The organism is Corynebacterium sp. KPL1814 (assembly GCF_000478175.1).
Taxonomy (GTDB): domain Bacteria; phylum Actinomycetota; class Actinomycetes; order Mycobacteriales; family Mycobacteriaceae; genus Corynebacterium.
In genome coordinates this window covers 520,869-537,948 of sequence record NZ_KI515774.1, presented here as the reverse complement: position 1 = coordinate 537,948, position 17,080 = coordinate 520,869, and the positions used below count along the sequence as shown (strand labels likewise).

The 17,080-nt window shown below is 60.9% G+C and carries 19 protein-coding genes; 7 read left to right on the top strand and 12 right to left on the bottom strand.

What is annotated here, in order from left to right; translation table 11 throughout:
- Both HMPREF1257_RS02500 and hflX read right to left on the bottom strand, forming a co-directional pair.
- Window positions 1–1,169: uracil-xanthine permease family protein (locus HMPREF1257_RS02500; RefSeq protein WP_023022770.1), on the bottom strand; the 1,169-nt coding region annotated here is incomplete at its 3' end.
- A gap of 32 nt (window positions 1,170–1,201) precedes the next feature.
- The gene (hflX, locus tag HMPREF1257_RS02495; RefSeq protein WP_023022772.1) at window positions 1,202–2,710 is read right to left on the bottom strand and encodes a GTPase HflX; all 1,509 of its coding nucleotides are present in this window, start codon (window positions 2,708–2,710) and stop codon (window positions 1,202–1,204) included.
- A gap of 75 nt (window positions 2,711–2,785) precedes the next feature.
- Here hflX and HMPREF1257_RS02490 point away from each other — a divergent pair, with 75 nt between their 5' ends.
- Window positions 2,786–3,589 carry a hypothetical protein gene (locus tag HMPREF1257_RS02490; RefSeq protein WP_023022774.1) on the top strand — a complete coding sequence of 268 codons (804 nt, stop codon included), beginning with the start codon at window positions 2,786–2,788 and terminating at the stop codon, window positions 3,587–3,589.
- Window positions 3,590–3,600: 11 nt separating this feature from the next.
- Entirely contained in the window at window positions 3,601–4,149 is a 549-nt protein-coding gene (locus tag HMPREF1257_RS02485) for a hypothetical protein (RefSeq protein WP_023022775.1), read from the top strand.
- A 5-nt stretch (window positions 4,150–4,154) separates the two neighbouring features.
- Here HMPREF1257_RS02485 and dapF read toward each other — a convergent pair whose 3' ends face one another.
- From dapF to HMPREF1257_RS02470, 3 genes are read right to left on the bottom strand one after another with little or no spacing between them, the layout of a single operon-like run.
- Window positions 4,155–5,000, bottom strand: coding sequence for a diaminopimelate epimerase (gene dapF / locus HMPREF1257_RS02480; RefSeq protein ID WP_034659135.1), 846 nt, complete (start codon window positions 4,998–5,000; stop codon window positions 4,155–4,157).
- Window positions 5,001–5,010: 10 nt separating this feature from the next.
- Window positions 5,011–5,910, bottom strand: a complete 900-nt coding sequence (gene miaA, locus HMPREF1257_RS02475) for a tRNA (adenosine(37)-N6)-dimethylallyltransferase MiaA (RefSeq protein ID WP_023022778.1) — start codon at window positions 5,908–5,910, stop codon at window positions 5,011–5,013.
- Window positions 5,892–6,512: a hypothetical protein gene (locus HMPREF1257_RS02470; RefSeq protein ID WP_023022780.1), complete on the bottom strand. Its 621-nt coding sequence runs from the start codon at window positions 6,510–6,512 to the stop codon at window positions 5,892–5,894. The genes miaA and HMPREF1257_RS02470 overlap by 19 nt, the downstream gene beginning before the upstream one ends.
- A gap of 136 nt (window positions 6,513–6,648) precedes the next feature.
- Here HMPREF1257_RS02470 and HMPREF1257_RS02465 point away from each other — a divergent pair, with 136 nt between their 5' ends.
- Both HMPREF1257_RS02465 and HMPREF1257_RS02460 read left to right on the top strand, forming a co-directional pair.
- Window positions 6,649–7,953: a DUF349 domain-containing protein gene (locus HMPREF1257_RS02465; protein WP_023022782.1), complete on the top strand. Its 1,305-nt coding sequence runs from the start codon at window positions 6,649–6,651 to the stop codon at window positions 7,951–7,953.
- Window positions 7,953–9,053 (top strand): GNAT family N-acetyltransferase, encoded by a 1,101-nt coding sequence (locus HMPREF1257_RS02460; protein WP_023022784.1) that lies wholly within the window; start codon window positions 7,953–7,955, stop codon window positions 9,051–9,053. Before HMPREF1257_RS02465 ends, HMPREF1257_RS02460 begins: the two co-directional genes overlap by 1 nt.
- On the opposite strand, the gene HMPREF1257_RS02455 is transcribed toward HMPREF1257_RS02460, so the two are convergent.
- The 5 genes from HMPREF1257_RS02455 to HMPREF1257_RS02435 form a co-directional block, all read right to left on the bottom strand.
- Window positions 9,050–9,676 (bottom strand): hypothetical protein, encoded by a 627-nt coding sequence (locus HMPREF1257_RS02455; RefSeq protein ID WP_023022786.1) that lies wholly within the window; start codon window positions 9,674–9,676, stop codon window positions 9,050–9,052. The genes HMPREF1257_RS02460 and HMPREF1257_RS02455 overlap by 4 nt on opposite strands.
- Window positions 9,677–9,699: 23 nt before the next feature.
- On the bottom strand, window positions 9,700–11,226 hold the full coding sequence (gene miaB / locus HMPREF1257_RS02450; RefSeq protein ID WP_084529570.1) for a tRNA (N6-isopentenyl adenosine(37)-C2)-methylthiotransferase MiaB: 1,527 nt from the start codon (window positions 11,224–11,226) through the stop codon (window positions 9,700–9,702).
- Window positions 11,227–11,386: 160 nt separating this feature from the next.
- Window positions 11,387–11,986 (bottom strand): recombination regulator RecX, encoded by a 600-nt coding sequence (gene recX, locus HMPREF1257_RS02445; protein WP_023022789.1) that lies wholly within the window; start codon window positions 11,984–11,986, stop codon window positions 11,387–11,389.
- Between the two features lie 39 nt (window positions 11,987–12,025).
- On the bottom strand, window positions 12,026–13,162 hold the full coding sequence (gene recA, locus HMPREF1257_RS02440) for a recombinase RecA (protein ID WP_023022791.1): 1,137 nt from the start codon (window positions 13,160–13,162) through the stop codon (window positions 12,026–12,028).
- A gap of 181 nt (window positions 13,163–13,343) precedes the next feature.
- Window positions 13,344–13,559, bottom strand: a complete 216-nt coding sequence (locus HMPREF1257_RS02435) for a DUF3046 domain-containing protein (RefSeq protein ID WP_023022793.1) — start codon at window positions 13,557–13,559, stop codon at window positions 13,344–13,346.
- A 130-nt stretch (window positions 13,560–13,689) separates the two neighbouring features.
- Between HMPREF1257_RS02435 and HMPREF1257_RS02430 the strand changes: the two genes are divergently transcribed.
- From HMPREF1257_RS02430 to HMPREF1257_RS02420, 3 genes are read left to right on the top strand one after another with little or no spacing between them, the layout of a single operon-like run.
- Window positions 13,690–14,253, top strand: a complete 564-nt coding sequence (locus HMPREF1257_RS02430) for a biotin transporter BioY (protein WP_023022795.1) — start codon at window positions 13,690–13,692, stop codon at window positions 14,251–14,253.
- Window positions 14,253–14,945 carry an energy-coupling factor ABC transporter ATP-binding protein gene (locus HMPREF1257_RS02425; RefSeq protein ID WP_023022797.1) on the top strand — a complete coding sequence of 231 codons (693 nt, stop codon included), beginning with the start codon at window positions 14,253–14,255 and terminating at the stop codon, window positions 14,943–14,945. The genes HMPREF1257_RS02430 and HMPREF1257_RS02425 overlap by 1 nt, the downstream gene beginning before the upstream one ends.
- Before the next feature lie 12 nt (window positions 14,946–14,957).
- Window positions 14,958–15,581: an energy-coupling factor transporter transmembrane protein EcfT gene (locus tag HMPREF1257_RS02420; RefSeq protein WP_023022799.1), complete on the top strand. Its 624-nt coding sequence runs from the start codon at window positions 14,958–14,960 to the stop codon at window positions 15,579–15,581.
- Between the two features lie 125 nt (window positions 15,582–15,706).
- Here HMPREF1257_RS02420 and HMPREF1257_RS02415 read toward each other — a convergent pair whose 3' ends face one another.
- Complete coding sequence (locus tag HMPREF1257_RS02415; RefSeq protein ID WP_023022801.1) at window positions 15,707–16,564, bottom strand: PspA/IM30 family protein; 858 nt, start codon at window positions 16,562–16,564, stop codon at window positions 15,707–15,709.
- Window positions 16,565–16,699: 135 nt separating this feature from the next.
- A complete protein-coding gene (locus HMPREF1257_RS02410; RefSeq protein ID WP_023022803.1) occupies window positions 16,700–17,077 on the bottom strand; it encodes a helix-turn-helix domain-containing protein in 378 nt (125 codons plus the stop codon).
- Window positions 17,078–17,080 lie beyond the last annotated feature (3 nt).

Here is a 17,080-nt window from a genome sequence, read left to right as displayed (position 1 = left end):
CCCACGGTCAGGGTCAGGTTGCCGATGCCCGCGATCAAGGCCACCGCGGCCGCCGTCAGGTTCACCGGGTTGTTGAAGTTGACCTCATTATCCATCCAAATGCGCACGCCCAGCATGCCGATAAGACCGTAAAGCACGAGGGTGGCCCCGCCGAGCACGCCGGTGGGGATGGTGAAGATCAGCGCGCCGAACTTCGGGACGAAGGCCAGCAGGATGGCGGTGAAGGCGGCGACCCAATACGCGGCGGTGGAATAGACGCGCGTGGCGGCCATAACGCCGATATTTTCGGCATAGGTGGTAGTACCGGAGCCGCCGAAGCCGCCGGCGAGGGAGGAGGCGAGGCCATCGGCAATCAGCGCATCGCCGGCAAGATCGTCTAAGTCGCGATTGGTCATCTCGGAGACGGCCTTGACGTGCCCGACGTTTTCCGCAATCAGCACCACGAGCACCGGCAGGGCCACGGCGATGGCCGAAAGATGGAACTCTGGGGCGTGGAATTCGGGCAGGCCTACCCACGGGGCGGCGTCGATGGCGTCCTTGGCTCCCTCGCCCAAGTTGCCGGTCAGGGCGGCGAAAACCCAACCGACGACCACGCCGATAAGGATGGACAGGCGCGAGACCATGCCGCGCCCGGCCACGGTGGCCAGGAGGATAACCAGCAGCGTAATGCCTGCTACCAAGGGCTGGCTGGCGAAGTTTTCGGCCGCATTCGGCGCCAAGTTGAGCCCGATGAGCGCGACGATGGCGCCGGTAACCGCCGGCGGCATCACCGCATCGAGTACCCGCTTGCCGGCAGCCTTGACCACGATTCCGACCGCCACCAGCACCAAACCGGTCACCAAAATGGATCCGGCCTGCGCCGCAATCCCGTATTGCTGCGAGGCGGTCAGCGGGGCGATGAAAGCAAACGACGACCCAAGGTAGGACGGCAGGCGATTGCGCGTAGTCAGCAGGAATAGGATGGTGCCGATGCCGGAAAATAGCAGCGTGGTATTGACCGGAAATCCGGTCAGGGTGGGCACCAGCAGCGTGGCACCAAACATCGCCACCACATGCTGCATGCCGATGCCAATGGTTCGGCCCCAACTTAGTCGTTCCTCGGGCGCGACCACGGCGCCTGGTGCAATCTTCTTACCGTCGCCATGGACAGTCCAACCTAGTATGCTCACGAACCACCATTATGGGCTATGGAACACGAATTTTAAGAATCGTCGTCCACGATGAATTCGGCGAGCTCGCGGGCGGTGGTGGCGGGCAGGCGGACATCGACAAGCGTGCCATTTTCGGTATATTCTTCGCTGCGCACGGTGCCCTCGGCGTGCACACGGGAGACGACATCGCCCCGGGTGAAGGGAACCTGCAGCTTAACGTGGCTATCGCGGGAGTTGAGAAAGAGCTCCACGCGCGCGCTCAGCTCGTCGATGCCCTCCCCCGTGCGCGCCGAAACATAGACGACGTCCTCATGATCCAAGACGTGGCGCAGCTCCGCGAGCACGAGCGGATCGGCCTGGTCAATCTTATTGATCACGATGATTTCCGGCGGGGCCTGCTCACCAGTCTCGCTGACGATATCGTAGATGACCTTATTGACCGCCTCGATTTGCTTGAGCGGGAACGGGTCCGATCCGTCCACGACGTGCAGCATGATATCGGCGGCGAGCACCTCTTCCAGGGTGGACTTGAAGGCCTCCACCAGCTGGGTGGGCAGGTGGCGGACGAAGCCGACGGTATCGGTGAAGACGACCTGGCGGCCATCGGCGAGCGAGGCGCGGCGCGTCGTGGGATCCAAGGTCGCAAATAGCGCGTCTTCCACGAGGACGCCCGCGTTCGTCATGGCATTAATGAGCGAAGATTTACCGGCGTTGGTGTAGCCGGCGATGGCGATCTGGGCAATCGTGGAGGACTGGCGCCTGGAGCGCTTAACCTCGCGGGCGGTTTTCATCCCGCGCAATTCCTTGCGCAGGCGCGCCATCTCGGTGCGGATGCGCCGGCGGTCGGTCTCGATCTTGGTTTCACCGGGACCACGCAGGCCCACGCCGCCATTGGAACCGGCGCGGCCGCCGGCCTGGCGCGAGAGATTGCCGCCCCAACCGCGGGTGTGGGTATAGAGGTATTCCAGCTGCGCCAGCGAGACCTGCGCCTTGCCCTCCTTGGACTTTGCGTGTTGGGCAAAGATGTCCAAGATGAGCATGGTGCGGTCGATGACCTTGGTATTGAGCGCGCGCTCTAATGCCGTGAGCTGGCCGGGGTTCAGCTCACCATCGCACACGACGGTATCGGCGCCGGTGGCCTCGACGATATCGTGGAGCTCTTTGACCTTGCCCGAGCCGATGAAAGTACCAGGATCCGGTTTATCGCGCTTTTGGTAGATCATTTCGACCACGTCCGCGCCGGCGGTTTCGGTCAGGGCGGCCAGCTCATCCATCGTGGCCTCGACCTCCGCTACGGTGCCTTCGGTCCACACGCCCACGAGGATGACGCGCTCGAGGCGCAGTTTTCGGTATTCCACCTCGTAGCCATCGGTGGTGTCCTCGGCGCGGATGGAGGTCTCGCGGGTAACGCGGCGGAAGGCATTGCGCTCGGCCAAATCTAGATCGCCGCTGGTGGGAGTGGTTTCCTGCGGGGTGTCCGCGTGGTCGCGGAAGGCCTGGGCGAGAAGTTCGTCCTTGCTCGCCGAGCTATCAGAATTCTGCGGGGAAAATTTGTTCATATTGCTATCTATTTTGGCACGTTAGGCCGCAAAACGGGAATTGCGGTTTCCGGGCTTACTGGACAAAGCGATACAATGGTGCCTATGGAAACGACGCAGCCTAGGCCAACGACTACTACCCAGAAGAAGAATACCGAGATGCAGGCGATCGGCCTGGATTTCGAACGCTGGCAGGACGCGGTCGAGGCAGCCATCGCCACGGACCGCCTTGCCGTAACCGGTGAGGTGCGCGGCGGCCAGCTCATCCAATACGGCGATCCTTCGGGTGCCCAACTTAATATCTTGGCGGTTGAGCCCTACGCCACCTTTATCGGTTTCGATGCGGTTACGCAGGGTTTTGCCCACGTGGAGATGTTTAATGACGTGCTGGCGATCATGGATATCATCGATCCGTTCGGCACGCCGCTGGCGCAGGTCACGGCGAACCTCGCGCAGGGACCGTTGTTGGCAGAAGAACCGCGGCAGGAATGGCAGCAGGTATCGCTGACCGCCATGGGTCTTGATATCACCACCTACGAGTCCCCGGCCGCATTCGAAGCCGAAACCGGCGAGTACCCCGCCCTTTTTGAATCCGAAGGCGCCCGCGTCATCGCTTCGGGCTCGGGCGCACAGGCCCCCACTCCTGCGGCCACCTTTGCCGCCCGGGTGATGGAAGCCGAATGGCGCACCAATGAACTCACCGGCGAAAAGTTCGCGCACCTCGTCATGGACGGGCTATTCCCCTTCGATCTCTGCCTGCCAGCGGACCGTGGCGAATTGCCGGCCAAGGATACCGTGATTTCCGGTACGGCCCTGCTCACCGCCGCTATTGACATGCCGTCCGGCGGCTGCGGTGATGGCGGATGCGGATCCGGCGGTTGCGGCTGCGGTGGGCACTAAATTTTTAGGCCATGGCATTCCATAACGATCCGCAAAACCGGAGGACACTTGTCTTTATCCTCTTGGTCCTTTGCGCGATCGCGATTGTTGCCACGTTAAAACTGCCCGGCCTCATCATCGCCGCCATGCTGGTGGGCGCGGGGTGGTTTATGCTGCGCACGCGCCCCGATACCGCGGAACGAAGGGCCTTGCGCAGTTCTATTTCCCTCTCGGCGGACGATATCCAGGACGTCATCGCCGAATTCGAGGAATTCGAAACCTCCACAGAGGCGGAGCCACTGGCGGATCGCACGCTGTATCGGCCGGCACTGCTCGACCTCGACTGCTCCCACCCCGCCATCGATGCGTTCCACTACGAATTAGCCGGGGCGCGCCGCTTCCTCCGCCGCCTCAATGTCAGAATCCACGCCCACGGCATGCGCACGCAGGACTTAGAATCCCTCCTCCGCGTCACCGATGAACGTGCCCGCGAGCTGAAAGAATCCTGGCTGGCGGCCCGCCGCGCGGCCTTCCAGCTCGGCCCGGATTACCGCACGCGACAGATCGACGACGGAAACTAACGCCTCTACAAGCTCGTTTCGCCCGTAGCCACGATGGCGGACGGGCCCGTCAACCGCGTGCCGTTGTCATAAACCTCGACGGTGACCTCGCCGCCAGGAACGTGGACATGGACGGTGCCGAGGGCTTGGGCGGCATCGGCAAGCGCGGCGGTAGCTGCCGCAACCGTGCCCGTGCCACAAGACTGCGTCTCCCCAACCCCGCGCTCGAAGACGCGCATATGCACGTGTCCCTCCCGCAGCGGGGTAACCAGCTCAAAGTTCACGCCACCCGGGAAGAAGGACTCATCGTAGACCGGCGCCGTGAGTTCCTTGGTAGCCAAAGCTTCCGGTTCCAGGCCTGGAATGACGGCCGCAAGGTGCGGGTTGCCCATATCCACCCCGAGGCCGGCGTAGGACTCACCGCCTACGGAGGCCGTGGACACCCCGGTCACGCGCGCGGGCCCCATCTCCACAGTGACGCTAGCGGCAGTGGCATCACAGGAATGCACCGTTACCTGCTTGGCGCCCGCCCGGGTGCCGATGGTGAATGCGTCCTCGCCAACCAAGTCGTGCGAGCGCAACCAATGGGCAAAGACGCGGGTGCCGTTGCCGCACATTTCCGCCACGGAGCCATCGGCGTTGCGGTAATCCATGAACCAATCGGCAGCATCCACCCCGTCCGGCAAGGCCACCAGCTCGCCCGCGTCCACGAGGGCGCCGGCGCGAACCACCCGCAGCAGGCCATCGCCGCCGATTCCTGCCCGGCGGTCACACAGCGCCGCCACGCGATCCGGTGAGAGCGGCGTTTTGGCGTCGAAGTCTTCTACGATGACGAAGTCATTTTCAGTTCCATGGCCTTTGGCAAATTTCATACCCTCTACCCTAGCGCCGCAGCACATACAAAGCCTCGGCGGTAGTATCGCCCGCGGCATCAAGCCAGGTAATGCGCTTATCGCGGTTGAACCAGGAACGCTGGCGGCGCACGTACCGGCGGGTGCCAGTAATAGTGCGCTCTACCGCATCCTCCCACGTCAGCTCGCCGCGCTGGGCTTGTAGCACCTGTGCATAGCCAATGGCGCGGCCGGCGGTGGAATCGGCCACAAGCCCCTTGTCCTGCAGGCGCTCGACTTCCTCGACGAGGCCTTGCTCAAACATGAGGCGCGTGCGCTTTTCGATGCGCGGGTTTAACCACTCGCTATCGGTGCGCAGCCCCAGCAGCTTGGTTCCCCACCGGGGCGGGCCATTTTTCGGCGGCTGGCTGGCCTTGAAGGGCTTGCCGGTCAGCTCGATGACCTCCAGCGCCCTGACGGTGCGGCGAGGGTCTTTGTCCTCAATGATTGCGGCTGCGGCTGGGTCGACGCGCGCCAGCTCGGCGTGGAGGGCGTCGGTTCCGATATCGGCGCGGCGGGCCTCGTATTTGGCCCGCACCTGCGGATCGGTGGGCGGGAATTGCCAATCATCCACCAATGCCTGGGCATAGAGCATGGATCCACCGACGAGGATGGGCGTCTTGCCGCGGGACATGATGTCCTCGATATCGCGCAAGGCCGCCTGCTGATAGCGCGCCACGGAAGAGGTCTCCGTCACGTCCCAGACATCGAGCTGGTGGTGCGGAATTCCTTCGCGCTCTGCGGGGGAAAGCTTCGCGGTGCCGATATCCATGCCGCGGTATAGCTGCATGGAATCGACATTGACCACTTCCCCATCCAGTTCATGGGCTAGGGCCAGCCCGAGGGCGGATTTGCCTGAGGCGGTGGGGCCAACTACTGCGATGGGGCGCATGTTACCTCCCAGCCAGCTACGTAGCGTCCGACCCCGAGGGTGGCATCTGTCGCCCGCACCTGCGCGCGCTTAGGTGCGCAACCGGAAAGCTCCAACCAGAGCTCCGGCTCTTCCACGCCGCGTTGCTTAAGCCACTCGGCATCGCTGCTTGCCGATGCCCCCATCAACACCTCCTCGCACCACCGGTGCGCCTCCTGCGCGCCGGGGATAAGGGCCAGCGGTGCCCTCTCGGTAAGGCCCGCGCTGCCGTCTGCGACCACGATGGTAAGGACCTTTGGGGCTGGTGTACCCAGGTAATCGCGGCTATCGCGAACCGTTATCTGTGGGACCGTGGATAAGACGTAGTGGGCCATGATCTCTGGCAGGTAGTTTCCGGCGCCCACGTGCACTTGGTCGGCTCCCCAGGCGCGCAGGCTTCCGGTATGGCGGGTATGCCACCGTGGGGAGCGGGATCCAATAATTTCTGCCTCACTAATGCCGGCGGCAGCGGCTTCGACCGCGAGCGTGCGCGCCGCCGCGAGCAGTGCCCGCGAGGCGGCGTCGTTGGGGGCTAGCTCGACTGCCAGCGCCGGCGAGGCGGGCATAACCATGAGATTGAACATTATTCCTCTATACTATCTACCCAAGTGGAGGTAATTAAATAGATTCTAGGCACACATCGATTTTTCGCGGTAATGTAACCAGTGATTTCATCCGGCAGCCGTGACGCGCGGCGATATATGTCTAGGAGGGCTTTCCATGTCTCCCACCCCAACCCCAGGTTCCATGCCCAAGAAGGGCCCCCGCCCCACAGCCAAGCCCGTGCCCGTGCAATCTCCGAGCAAGAACGATCCGGCCAAGTGGGGGCGCGTCGATGCCGATGGGTCCGTCTTCGTTTCCGCCCCCGAGGGCGAGCGCAAGATTGGGGAATGGCAGGCAGGTTCTGCGCAGGAAGGCCTCGAGCACTTCGGCGCCCGCTATGACGACCTAGCCACCGAGATCGAGCTCCTAGAGGCTCGCCTGCGCGCCAACCCCAGCGAGGCCGCAGGAATCAAGCAAACCGCCGCCGAACTCCGCGAGACCCTGCCTACCGCTGCGGTCATTGGCGATATCGCGGCGCTGGATCGCCGCCTCGCGGCGGTTATTGATCACTCCGTTGTGGCCGGTGAACAGGCGCAGGCGGAGCGGGAAAAGCGCCGGCAGGATGCGATTGCGGCGAAGGAAAAGCTCGCCGCCGAGGCTGAAGAGATTGCCGAGAATTCCACCGAGTGGAAGGCCGCCGGCGACCGCATCCGCGCCATTTTGGAAGAGTGGAAGCAGATTAAGGGCATCGATAAGAAGACCGATGACGGCCTGTGGAAGCGCTATTCGCGCGCCCGCGATTCCTTTAATCGGCGCCGCGGTTCGCACTTTGCGGATCTCGATCGCGCCCGTGCTGCGGCGCGGAAGAAGAAGGAAGAGCTGGTCGAGCGCGCTGAAGCCATCCAGGACTCCACCGATTGGGGTCCCACCGCCCGCGCCTACCGCGATCTCATGGCGGAGTGGAAGGCGGCTGGCCGCGCCCCACGCGAGGTCGATGACCAGCTGTGGGCGAAGTTCCGCGCCGCCCAGGACCGCTTCTTCGATGCCCGCAATGCCGTCAACGACGAGCGGGACCGCGAGTTCGCCGAAAACGCCAAGGCAAAGGACGCGTTGCTTGCGGAATACGACAGCCTAATCGACCCATCGCAAAGCATGGACAAGGCCAAGGCTAAGCTGCGCGAGCTGCAGGAAAAGTGGGAGGAAATCGGCTTTGTGCCCCGCAACCAAATCCGCGAGTACGAATCCAAGATTGAACAGCTAGAAAAGCGCGTCACCCAGGCGGAGGAATCCGAATGGCGTCGCACCGACCCCGAAGCGCAGGCCCGCGTGGCCCAGTTCCAGGCCAAGGTGGAAGACTTCAAGGCCCAGTCCGCGGCCGCGGAAGCTAAGGGCAAGGAGAAGAAGGCCGCGGAGCTGCGCGCGCAGGCGGAGCAATGGCAGGAATTCGCCGATGCCGCTGCCAATGCCGTCAACGATAAATAGTGCACCTCGTTCAGATTGCGCGCCCAACCCAGATAGCCGAGGATGAACCGGCGGATTGCATCCGATCGTTTGTTTTCTGGGCAAACCTTGCGGCGCAGGAAGCCAGCGGGGATGCAGCGGCCTCGACCTCGCCTAGCCGCGTGGTGCACCGCCTGCAGGGTTCGGGCGAATCGCAGACCTACCTTTTCGCCGTGGTCGATGGGCCGGCGACGCTTGGGCCCGTCTCCGAGCTTGGTCTGCCGCAAATTCCAGCCACTGCACCGAGTCCAGAGCTGGACTACGTGGGATTTATCCACATCAGCCTCCCGCTTTTAGAGGAGCGGAATGCCGCGGAAATCGAGTGCGTCCTCTGCGATCTGCCACTGCCCGGAGAACCCCTTGATGCCAAGAGGCAGAAGGTGGCTACCTGGATGGGAGATACAGCCTTAAAAATCACCCAGCAGCTCGGCCGTAGCGTGGCGCACGCGGGCCTGCTGCACCCGCCGGAGACTTCGCCGGAGTACGACGCGATGGCGGAGGTCTATCAATCCTTAGGCTTTACGCAGCGCCATAGCGAGCGACAACTAGCCATCGATATTCCAGAACAACCGGCTGCTGCCCTCTTTCCGCCCGGGCTTTCGGCCGCGGTATGGCAGGACTATGCCATACCGGAAGAGCATATCGACGATGTCATGCGCCTTTTAACTGTCGCGTCCGCGGATGCCGATACCGGCACCCTGTCCACCGAGCCCATCGTGTGGTCCAGGCAGCGGTTGGAAGAGGCGCACCAACGCCTGCGTTCGCGGCGCGGGCATACGCTGCTCGTTGCGCTCATTGATGACGCCGGCGACATCGTGGCGCTCACGGAACTGGCGCGGCACGAGGCGGCGGATCCGGAGGTCTGCGAATGGACTCTTACCGTCACCGACCGTGACCACCGCCGGCAAGGCTTGGCGCAATTAGCTAAGCTCACTGCCCTGCACGAGGTCAACGGAGCGTGGCCACAGGTGCGCCGCTGCTATTGCTCAGTCGCTGCTGGCGATGGTGCTATGAACGCGCTATACGCGCGGCTCGGGGCGCGGGAAATCTCCCAATCCTCAGCCTGGGAGCTGCACCTTTAGCCTTCGTGCTGGTGGCGGTGGCGCTCGGCGGCCTTTTTCCGGCGGTCATCGACAAGCATCTCTTGCGGCTGCGGGGACGCAATATCGGACTGGATTTTGCCTACCTCATCCAGCTGGCCCGCCGATGCACGGACCTTTTCCTCGGCAGCGCGTTGCTCCGGGCTGCGGCGCAGGGCGACGAGGCTAAAGCCCAAGAAGGCCAAAAAAGTGGCGAGCATGCCCACCCACATGCCGATGGCCGGGGCATCCGCGGTGGAACCGCGGTACCAAAAGCCCCACAGGTTAACGAAGAATGAAACCGTCACCATCATCCACGCAATCAGCCCGAGTGTGGCGCGGCGGGTCAGCAGGGTCGCCGTCGTCAGCACGCCCACGCCGAGAAGCGCGAGCCACGCGGAGACGGTTTCCATCAGCGAGATCTTTACCCCGCCGTCGGTGGTGCCAAAACTGAGAACCTGCCACCCGTGGGCAGAACCGGCATAAGGAACGATGAGGTAGACAATATAGGCCGCCACAGCGATCCACAGCGTCAGCTTCTGCCCACGCAAATCCATGGTTTGTGCTGCTCGGCGCTCCGCCTGTGCCGCCTCCTGGGCGGCGGTGGTGGTATTTCGCTCTCTCATGGAACCCTAGCCTACTCCCCCGGTTAGCAGCCGCAGGAATCCGCTGCGGCAGCACCAGCAGGCTTGCCGATGCCCGGCAATCCCAGCCCCACCCCAATGGGAGCGGTAGTGGGGGTTTGGCCCGCCGCCGACATGTCGCCGGCCTTGGTGCGGGTGTGGGTGGCTACTGCGGCATCGGCAAGCAAGAAGAACGAGCCTGCACCGGTGACCTTGGTGCGCACGACGTCGCCGGGGCGAATCTCGGCGGAGATATCCGCGCCGTTGTCGTCGATAGGGCTAAAGTGCACAAGGCGCCCATCGCGAGCGCGACCCGACATGCGGTGAGTCTCGTCGTTCTTGCGCCCGCCTTCTGCCTGGACCAAAAGCTCCACCTCAGTGCCCACGAGCTTCTGGTTCTCCTCTGCCTGGATGCTATCCTGCAGCGCAACGAGCCGCTCGAAGCGATCCTGGACGACTTCCTTAGGCACCTGGTTTTCCATCTCTGCCGCAGGGGTGCCAGGGCGCGGGGAATACTGGAAGGTAAACGCCGAAGCGAAGCGGGCGCGGCGAACCAACTCCATGGTGTCCTGGAAATCTTCCTCGGTCTCGCCTGGGAAGCCGACGATGATATCGGTAGTAATCGCCGCGTTTGGAATCTTCTCGCGAACCTCATCGAGGATGCGCAAGAACTTCTTCGTGCGGTAAGAGCGGCGCATGTCCTTCAAGACCTTATCCGATCCGGACTGCAGCGGCATGTGCAGCTGCGGGCACACGGCCGGGGTTTCCGCCATGGCGTCGATGACATCCGAGGTAAATTCTGCCGGGTGCGGAGAGGTAAACCGCAGGCGCTCGAGGCCGTCGATCTTTCCCACCTCGCGCAGCAGCTTCGAGAAAGCGAAGCGGTCGCGCGGCAATTCTGGATCGGCGAAATTCACGCCGTAGGCGTTGACGTTTTGGCCCAAGAGGGTGACCTCAGAGACGCCCTGATCCACTAGCGCTTGTACCTCGGCTAGGATATCGCCCGGCCGGCGGTCCTCTTCCTTTCCGCGCAGGGAGGGAACGATGCAGAACGTGCAGGTGTTATTACAGCCCACGGACACCGATACCAAACCCGCGTAGGCGGATTCGCGCTTAGCGGGCAATACCGAGGGGAACGCCTCTAGCGAATCGACGATCTCTACTTGGGCTTCCGCGTTATGGCGGGCGCGCTCGAGGAGGGTCGGCAATGCTGCCATATTGTGGGTGCCGAAAACGGCATCCACCCACGGTGCATTGTCAAGGACGGTGTCCTTATCCTTTTGCGCAAGGCACCCGCCCACGGCAATTTGCATGCCTGGGTGGTTCTCCTTCGTCTTTTTCAATGCGCCCAGCGTGCCGTACAGGCGCTTGTCGGCGTTTTCGCGGACTGCGCACGTGTTAAAGACGACGAGATCCGGCTCCGTGGCCTCGTCTGCGGCCGCGTAGCCAGCTTCCTCCAGCAGGCCAGAGATGCGCTCAGAATCGTGCACATTCATCTGGCAGCCGAAGGTTCGGACTTCATAGGTACGAGTTTCAGGAATTGTCTGCTCCACGTCGGCATAGTCTAGCCATCACCCAGAACAACTCATAACCGTCGCTGCTGGGCGCCCGTGAAGGCAGCCAAGTGGGTTCGAGTGCGTGGTGCGGTGCTTGGGGCGCGTGCGCGAGTACCTAGGTTGGAGTCCACACGGTGCTAAACCCCATCGCGGGTTTTTAAGGTGAAGAAAGCTCCTCGCAACGCTCCTCGAGGGCGCTAATGGCAATGTTCAAAGACATTCCCTCGTTGAACCCACGGCGCGCCAATACGCCTACGATCCTGCGCAGCGCCTTATCCCGTTCCTTCTTATCCGCAGGAACGGATTTCACGCTGCGCGCTTTCTTTTCCGCCAAGGCTCGGGCCATAGCTTCTTCATCGGCGGCATCTATTTGCTCGAGGGCTTCGTCTCTATCCGCTTGGCTTACGCCCTTTTCCCGGAGCTCGCGGTCGAGGACGCTGCGCGATTTCCCCCTCCGCTTATGCCGCTGCCGCACCCATTCGGCGGCAAAGGCGGCATCATTGATGAGGCCCGCATGGGCTAGGTCATCGAGGACATCTTCCACCACCTCGGGGGCGAATTCGACTTGTACTAGACGGTCATACAATTCCTGACGGGACCGCGAACGCTGGTCGAGCAAACCCAAGGCGCGGGAGCGAACCTTGGATTTTGCCTCTTCGGCCTCCCGATCAAAAAGCCCGCCCCCGGCTTCTCCTTTTTCATAGGCGACAAGGGCCTGGCGGAGTTGCTCTAGTTTTTCAGAGGCGGGTTGATTCATAGTGTGGGTTATAAGCGGTGGGATTGCAGGTGGACAGGATTAGTCGTCATCGAAGTCGACGTTCGGGACCAAATCTACGGACTCATCCGTCAATGGGTCATCGGAGCCCGGGACATCCATGGCGGTAGCTTCTTCACCATTTGCCGCCTCTTCCCCAATGCCGAGCTTCTGGAATATCTTCTTTTCGATCTCATTGGCAAGGTCAGGGTTGTTCTTCAAGAAGGAGCGGGCCTTCTCCTTACCTTGGCCTAACTGATCGCCTTCATAGGTAAACCAGGAGCCAGACTTGCGGATGAAGCCGTTTTCTACGCCGAGATCAATGATGGAGGACTCCCGAGAGATACCCTCGCCATACATGATGTCGAACTCGGCGATCTTGAATGGTGGGGACACCTTATTCTTTACGACCTTGAGCTTCGTGCGGTTGCCAATGGCGTCTTGGCCATCCTTCAGCGTTTGGATACGGCGGATATCGCAGCGCACGGAGGAATAGAACTTCAGCGCTTTACCACCGGTGGTGGTTTCCGGGGAACCGAACATCACACCAATCTTTTCGCGCAGCTGGTTGATGAAGATTGCGGTGGTACCGGAGTTGTATAGCGCACCGGTCATTTTACGCAAGGCCTGGGACATAAGGCGGGCTTGCAGGCCCACGTGGCTATCGCCCATCTCGCCTTCGATTTCCGCCTTCGGGGTCAGCGCCGCCACGGAGTCCACCACGATGATGTCGATAGCGCCGGAGCGCACCAGCATATCCGCGATTTCTAAGGCCTGCTCACCGGTATCGGGCTGGGATACGAGGAGATTATCGGTGTCGACGCCTAGCAGGCGCGCATATTGGGGGTCGAGGGCGTGCTCGGCATCGATAAACGCTGCAATGCCGCCGTCTTTTTGCGCCGAGGCAATTGCGTGCAATGCCACCGTCGTCTTACCGGAGGACTCTGGGCCATAAATTTCCACAATTCGCCCGCGGGGAAAGCCGCCGATGCCCAGCGCCACGTCGATTGCCGTGTTGCCGGAAGAAATGGCCTTGATGGGCGGCCGGTTATCATCACCCAAGCGCATAACGGCGCCTTTGCCATAATCCTTTTCGATCATGGCCATAGCGGCATCTAGCGCCTTCTGGCGGTCATCTCCCTTGGTTGCGGCTGAGGATGATTTCTTTTTCGTTGCCATTGTTATAAATCCTTATCTCGTACGACGCTACGTGAACACTTAAATTAGACTGCTGCAGAGCCCTAAATGGTTCCGCCCTCAATGCAATCCCACTGTAGTCGCCCACACCGACACCCCAACTAGAGTACATACATCTGTTCGAATATCGTAAATGGACACGCCTTTTCGGCTTCTCTAAACCCTATAAGGTTGGGTAATCTACGCCGAGACGGCGCTCTTGGGGGACATCGAAGTCATCGCACAGCCCTATCCAGACACGGCGGGGATCGATGCCACGTTCGATAAGCTCATCCGGCGTTCCATTGAGCATAGATAAAACATGCGAATGGCTAATCCACGCCCCTTTTGATTCGCCAAATTCATCCACAACCAATTGGTGGTACTCCGTCAATCGCATGCGCGCAATCCTACCCACCACCATGGAAATTTTTCCAAAACCTTTACCAGAACTCCAAAAATGCCCTCCTTGAACAACGTTCAAATACGCATGTCTACAGCGTCTTTATCCAAGATGCTAATCTTTTTCCATGCAGAAGAACTCCGTGGCAACCACCATTGCTTATGTTGCGGTATTTACCGCCCTCGTTATCGTTTTAGCCTTCGTTTCTATCCCCGTAGGCACCGCCGGCGTCCCCATCGTCTTGCAAAACGCCGCACTCATTTTGGCCGGCCTCATCTTGGGCGGAAAACGCGGCGGCTACGTTGGACTCCTATTCCTCTTTATTGGTTTGGCATTGCCCATTTTGGCAGGCGGTGGCACCACGCTCCGGGCGCTTGCCGGCCCTACCGTGGGATACATCATCGGATACGTGCTCTCCCCTATCGCCGCCGGCGCCATTGCTTACCGCGCTCCACGCGGAAAGGGCGGCATGACCGTGGTTCTCGCTATCGCAGCCATCGTTGGCCTCTTGGTGCAGTACACCTGTGGCGCCATCGGCCTGATGCTTCGCTCCGGGCTGGATGTAGGCCCGGCCATCGCGGCGCAAGGCCCGTTCGTCCTCGTTGACACCGCAAAGCTCATCGTGGCCGTCATCATCGCCGTTGGTGTTCACTCCGCATTCCCCGACCTGATGGGTAAGAAGGCCTCCTAGTGCCCACCATCGACTTTTCCTCGGTAACGGTAGCTTTCGATGAGACGGTGGTCCTTGATGACATCAACCTGACTTTAAGCGAGCAGCGGATCGGCGTCATCGGTCAAAATGGCGGCGGAAAGTCCACGCTGACCCGGCTTATCAATGGCCTGGGTGAGCCCACTGCGGGCACCGTAACCGTCGACGGCATAAATCCCAGCGAACAGGGCAAAAAGGTGCGCGAAAAGGTGGGGTTCGTATTTTCTGATGCCGAAAATCAGATTGTCATGCCCAACGTGCGCGATGACATCGCTTTTTCCCTGCGCCGTTTCAAGCTGCCTAAGACCGAGCGCACTGCGCGAGTCGACGCCGCCCTAGAGCGGTTCGGGCTTCTAGACTTTGCCGAGCGCTCCCCTCACACCCTATCTGGTGGACAGAAACAATTGCTCGCCCTGGCCGCCGTGCTGGTCATCGACCCAGTGCTCATCATCGCAGATGAGCCAACGACGCTGCTTGACCTCCGCAATCGTGACCGCATAAAGCGCGAGTTCGCACAGCTCGACCAGCAGCTCATCGTGGTTACTCACGATCTGGAATTTCTTTTGGACTTCGATCGCGTCATTTGCATCGATGACCACGAGGTTGCCGCCGATGGCGCTCCCCAGGAGGTCATCAATTTTTACCGAGACCTCATGGCACAGCGTCCGCTCTAGAAAGCCCAACCAATGACTCGACGCAGAACCAATATTCCGCTTTCCGTGTACGTTCCGGGCACGACGGTAATCCACCGGATGAAACCGAGCTGGAAGATACTCATACTGCTGGTATTCATCCTGGTTACCAACATCTTTTTCAACTCTTTGCCGTGGGCTGGCGGTGCGGTGATCGCTGCGGCATTGACGTACATCATCGCCCGCATTCCCCCACGGATTGCCTGGAGCCAACTCTGGCCGCCCCTAATCATCCTCATTCCCCTAGCTGGATTCCAGTGGTGGGCGAAGGACTTTGACTACGCCGCCGTGATGTTCCTCAACATCTTGGCCGCCATGATCCTGGCCTTCTTATTAACGCTTACCTCGACGGTCGACGCGATCATGGAATCCCTGGAAGAATCCCTCCAGCCGCTAAATCGTTTCGGCGTCCCAGTAGAAAACATCAGCTTGGCGATGTCCCTGACAATCCGCCTCATCCCCCTCATGTTCGAAACGGTCTATGAGGTTCTCGATGCCCGGAAGGCGCGCGGGGCTGGGTTCTCCCCCTCGGCGTTTGTCACACCCGTCATCATCCGCTCCATCCGACGCGCTCAGGCTATTGGCGAAGCCCTCCAAGCCCGCGGCGTCGGCGACTAAGTCAACTAAGGCATTTGCCCGACTAGCACAAAAGCCTCCGCCTTCCCCACCGCTCAGAGCGGATAAGGAAGGATCGAAGGCTATTGTGCGGTTAGTGCTATGACGACGAACGCGGAATCAGGGTGTTACTCTCCGCGCAGCTCGCGCAGACGGGCCTGGACTGCATCGTCATTCGACGTCGGCTGTGCGGCCTGATCCGCAGCGGAGCCAGAGCCCTTATTTCCCTCGATGGCCTCAGTTCGGTTTCCTTCCACCGACTTCGTCGAGTTCATCTCACTACGGATTTGCTCCAAGCGAGAATGGCCGGCCATCTGAACGCCTGCCTGCTGCACCTCAGCCATCCGGTTTTCGACGGAGTTTTCCGCCAATTCCGCCTGCCCCAGAGCCTTGGAGTAACGGCGCTCGATTTTATCGCGCACGGAATCAAGCGAAGGCGTGTTTCCGCCGGCCGATAGCTCGTTCATGGAGTTCAAAGACTCGGAAACCTTTTCCTGCATCTTTGCCTGCTCCAGCTGCGATAGCAGCTTCGAACGCTCGTCAACCTTTTGGCGCAGGGCAGCATTATTACGTTCTACAGCGCGCTTTGCCTGCTCAGCCTGTTGCAATGCCTGGTCATGGAGCTTCTTCGTGTCCTCTACAGACTCTTCTGCAGTCACCAACTGAGCGGCAAAGGCCTCGGCGGCGTTCTCATACTCCACGGCCTTGCTCTCATCACCATTGGCGCGTGCCTTATCGGCAAGCTCCAGCGCCTGGCGGGTATTGCCCTGCAGCTTTTCGACCTCGGCTAGGCGTCGGTTAAGTTGCATCTCCAGCTGGCGTTGATTGCCAATAACCGCCGCAGCTTGCTGCGAAAGCTCTTGATGCTGACGTTGGGCATCTTCGATGGCCTGCTCAATCTGCACTTTCGGATCGGCATTCTCTTCGATTTTATTATCGAACAGTGCCATGAGGTACTTCCAACCCTTAACAAATGGATTCGCCATTATGCTCTAGACCTTTCTAAGGAATGTGGGAATGCGTCGCGTTGTCGTGTTCATAGTAACCCAACGCCTAGGGCTCTGCCGCCACTAATCGCAGGTATCCACCGCGTCTACTCTCTCTTAAGAGTCGCGCACGCGTTAAAGCTCAGAAGCAGCCGGCGCGGTATGCGCGAGCTCTTCATCCATCGAGGGCAGCGCCATATAGCCGGCAGCCTCGATCAGCACGTCCGATACAGACGCGTCGAGCGCATGGCACACGGAGGCCAATAGCTCAGAAGAAACTTCCTTGCGGCCCCGCTCGAGCTCCGACAAGTAGCCCGGTGACACGCGGGCAACGCTAGCCAATTCGCGCAGGGTAACTGACTTATCCGCGCGGAATGCGCGCAGGGTCAAACCCAATGCTTCACGCAGAAGTGGCTCTGGGGTGCGGGCAGGTTGTGGCGCCGATGGTGCCGCTGCCGCAGGTTCCGCGGCAGTCTGCGCCGAGTGTTCAAGGACTGCTGTAGAAATGTTCATCGT

What these genes read in the sequence shown, in the direction of transcription:
- hflX (WP_023022772.1), bottom strand. Translation starts at nt 2,710, where the DNA reads ATGAACAAATTTTCCCCGCAGAATTCTGATAGCTCGGCGAGCAAGGAC.
- HMPREF1257_RS02490 (WP_023022774.1), top strand. Translation starts at nt 2,786, where the DNA reads ATGGTGCCTATGGAAACGACGCAGCCTAGGCCAACGACTACTACCCAG.
- HMPREF1257_RS02485 (WP_023022775.1), top strand. Translation starts at nt 3,601, where the DNA reads ATGGCATTCCATAACGATCCGCAAAACCGGAGGACACTTGTCTTTATC.
- dapF (WP_034659135.1), bottom strand. Translation starts at nt 5,000, where the DNA reads ATGAAATTTGCCAAAGGCCATGGAACTGAAAATGACTTCGTCATCGTA.
- miaA (WP_023022778.1), bottom strand. Translation starts at nt 5,910, where the DNA reads ATGCGCCCCATCGCAGTAGTTGGCCCCACCGCCTCAGGCAAATCCGCC.
- HMPREF1257_RS02470 (WP_023022780.1), bottom strand. Translation starts at nt 6,512, where the DNA reads ATGTTCAATCTCATGGTTATGCCCGCCTCGCCGGCGCTGGCAGTCGAG.
- HMPREF1257_RS02465 (WP_023022782.1), top strand. Translation starts at nt 6,649, where the DNA reads ATGTCTCCCACCCCAACCCCAGGTTCCATGCCCAAGAAGGGCCCCCGC.
- HMPREF1257_RS02455 (WP_023022786.1), bottom strand. Translation starts at nt 9,676, where the DNA reads ATGAGAGAGCGAAATACCACCACCGCCGCCCAGGAGGCGGCACAGGCG.
- recX (WP_023022789.1), bottom strand. Translation starts at nt 11,986, where the DNA reads ATGAATCAACCCGCCTCTGAAAAACTAGAGCAACTCCGCCAGGCCCTT.
- recA (WP_023022791.1), bottom strand. Translation starts at nt 13,162, where the DNA reads ATGGCAACGAAAAAGAAATCATCCTCAGCCGCAACCAAGGGAGATGAC.
- HMPREF1257_RS02435 (WP_023022793.1), bottom strand. Translation starts at nt 13,559, where the DNA reads ATGCGATTGACGGAGTACCACCAATTGGTTGTGGATGAATTTGGCGAA.
- HMPREF1257_RS02430 (WP_023022795.1), top strand. Translation starts at nt 13,690, where the DNA reads ATGCAGAAGAACTCCGTGGCAACCACCATTGCTTATGTTGCGGTATTT.
- HMPREF1257_RS02420 (WP_023022799.1), top strand. Translation starts at nt 14,958, where the DNA reads ATGACTCGACGCAGAACCAATATTCCGCTTTCCGTGTACGTTCCGGGC.
- HMPREF1257_RS02415 (WP_023022801.1), bottom strand. Translation starts at nt 16,564, where the DNA reads ATGGCGAATCCATTTGTTAAGGGTTGGAAGTACCTCATGGCACTGTTC.
- HMPREF1257_RS02410 (WP_023022803.1), bottom strand. Translation starts at nt 17,077, where the DNA reads ATGAACATTTCTACAGCAGTCCTTGAACACTCGGCGCAGACTGCCGCG.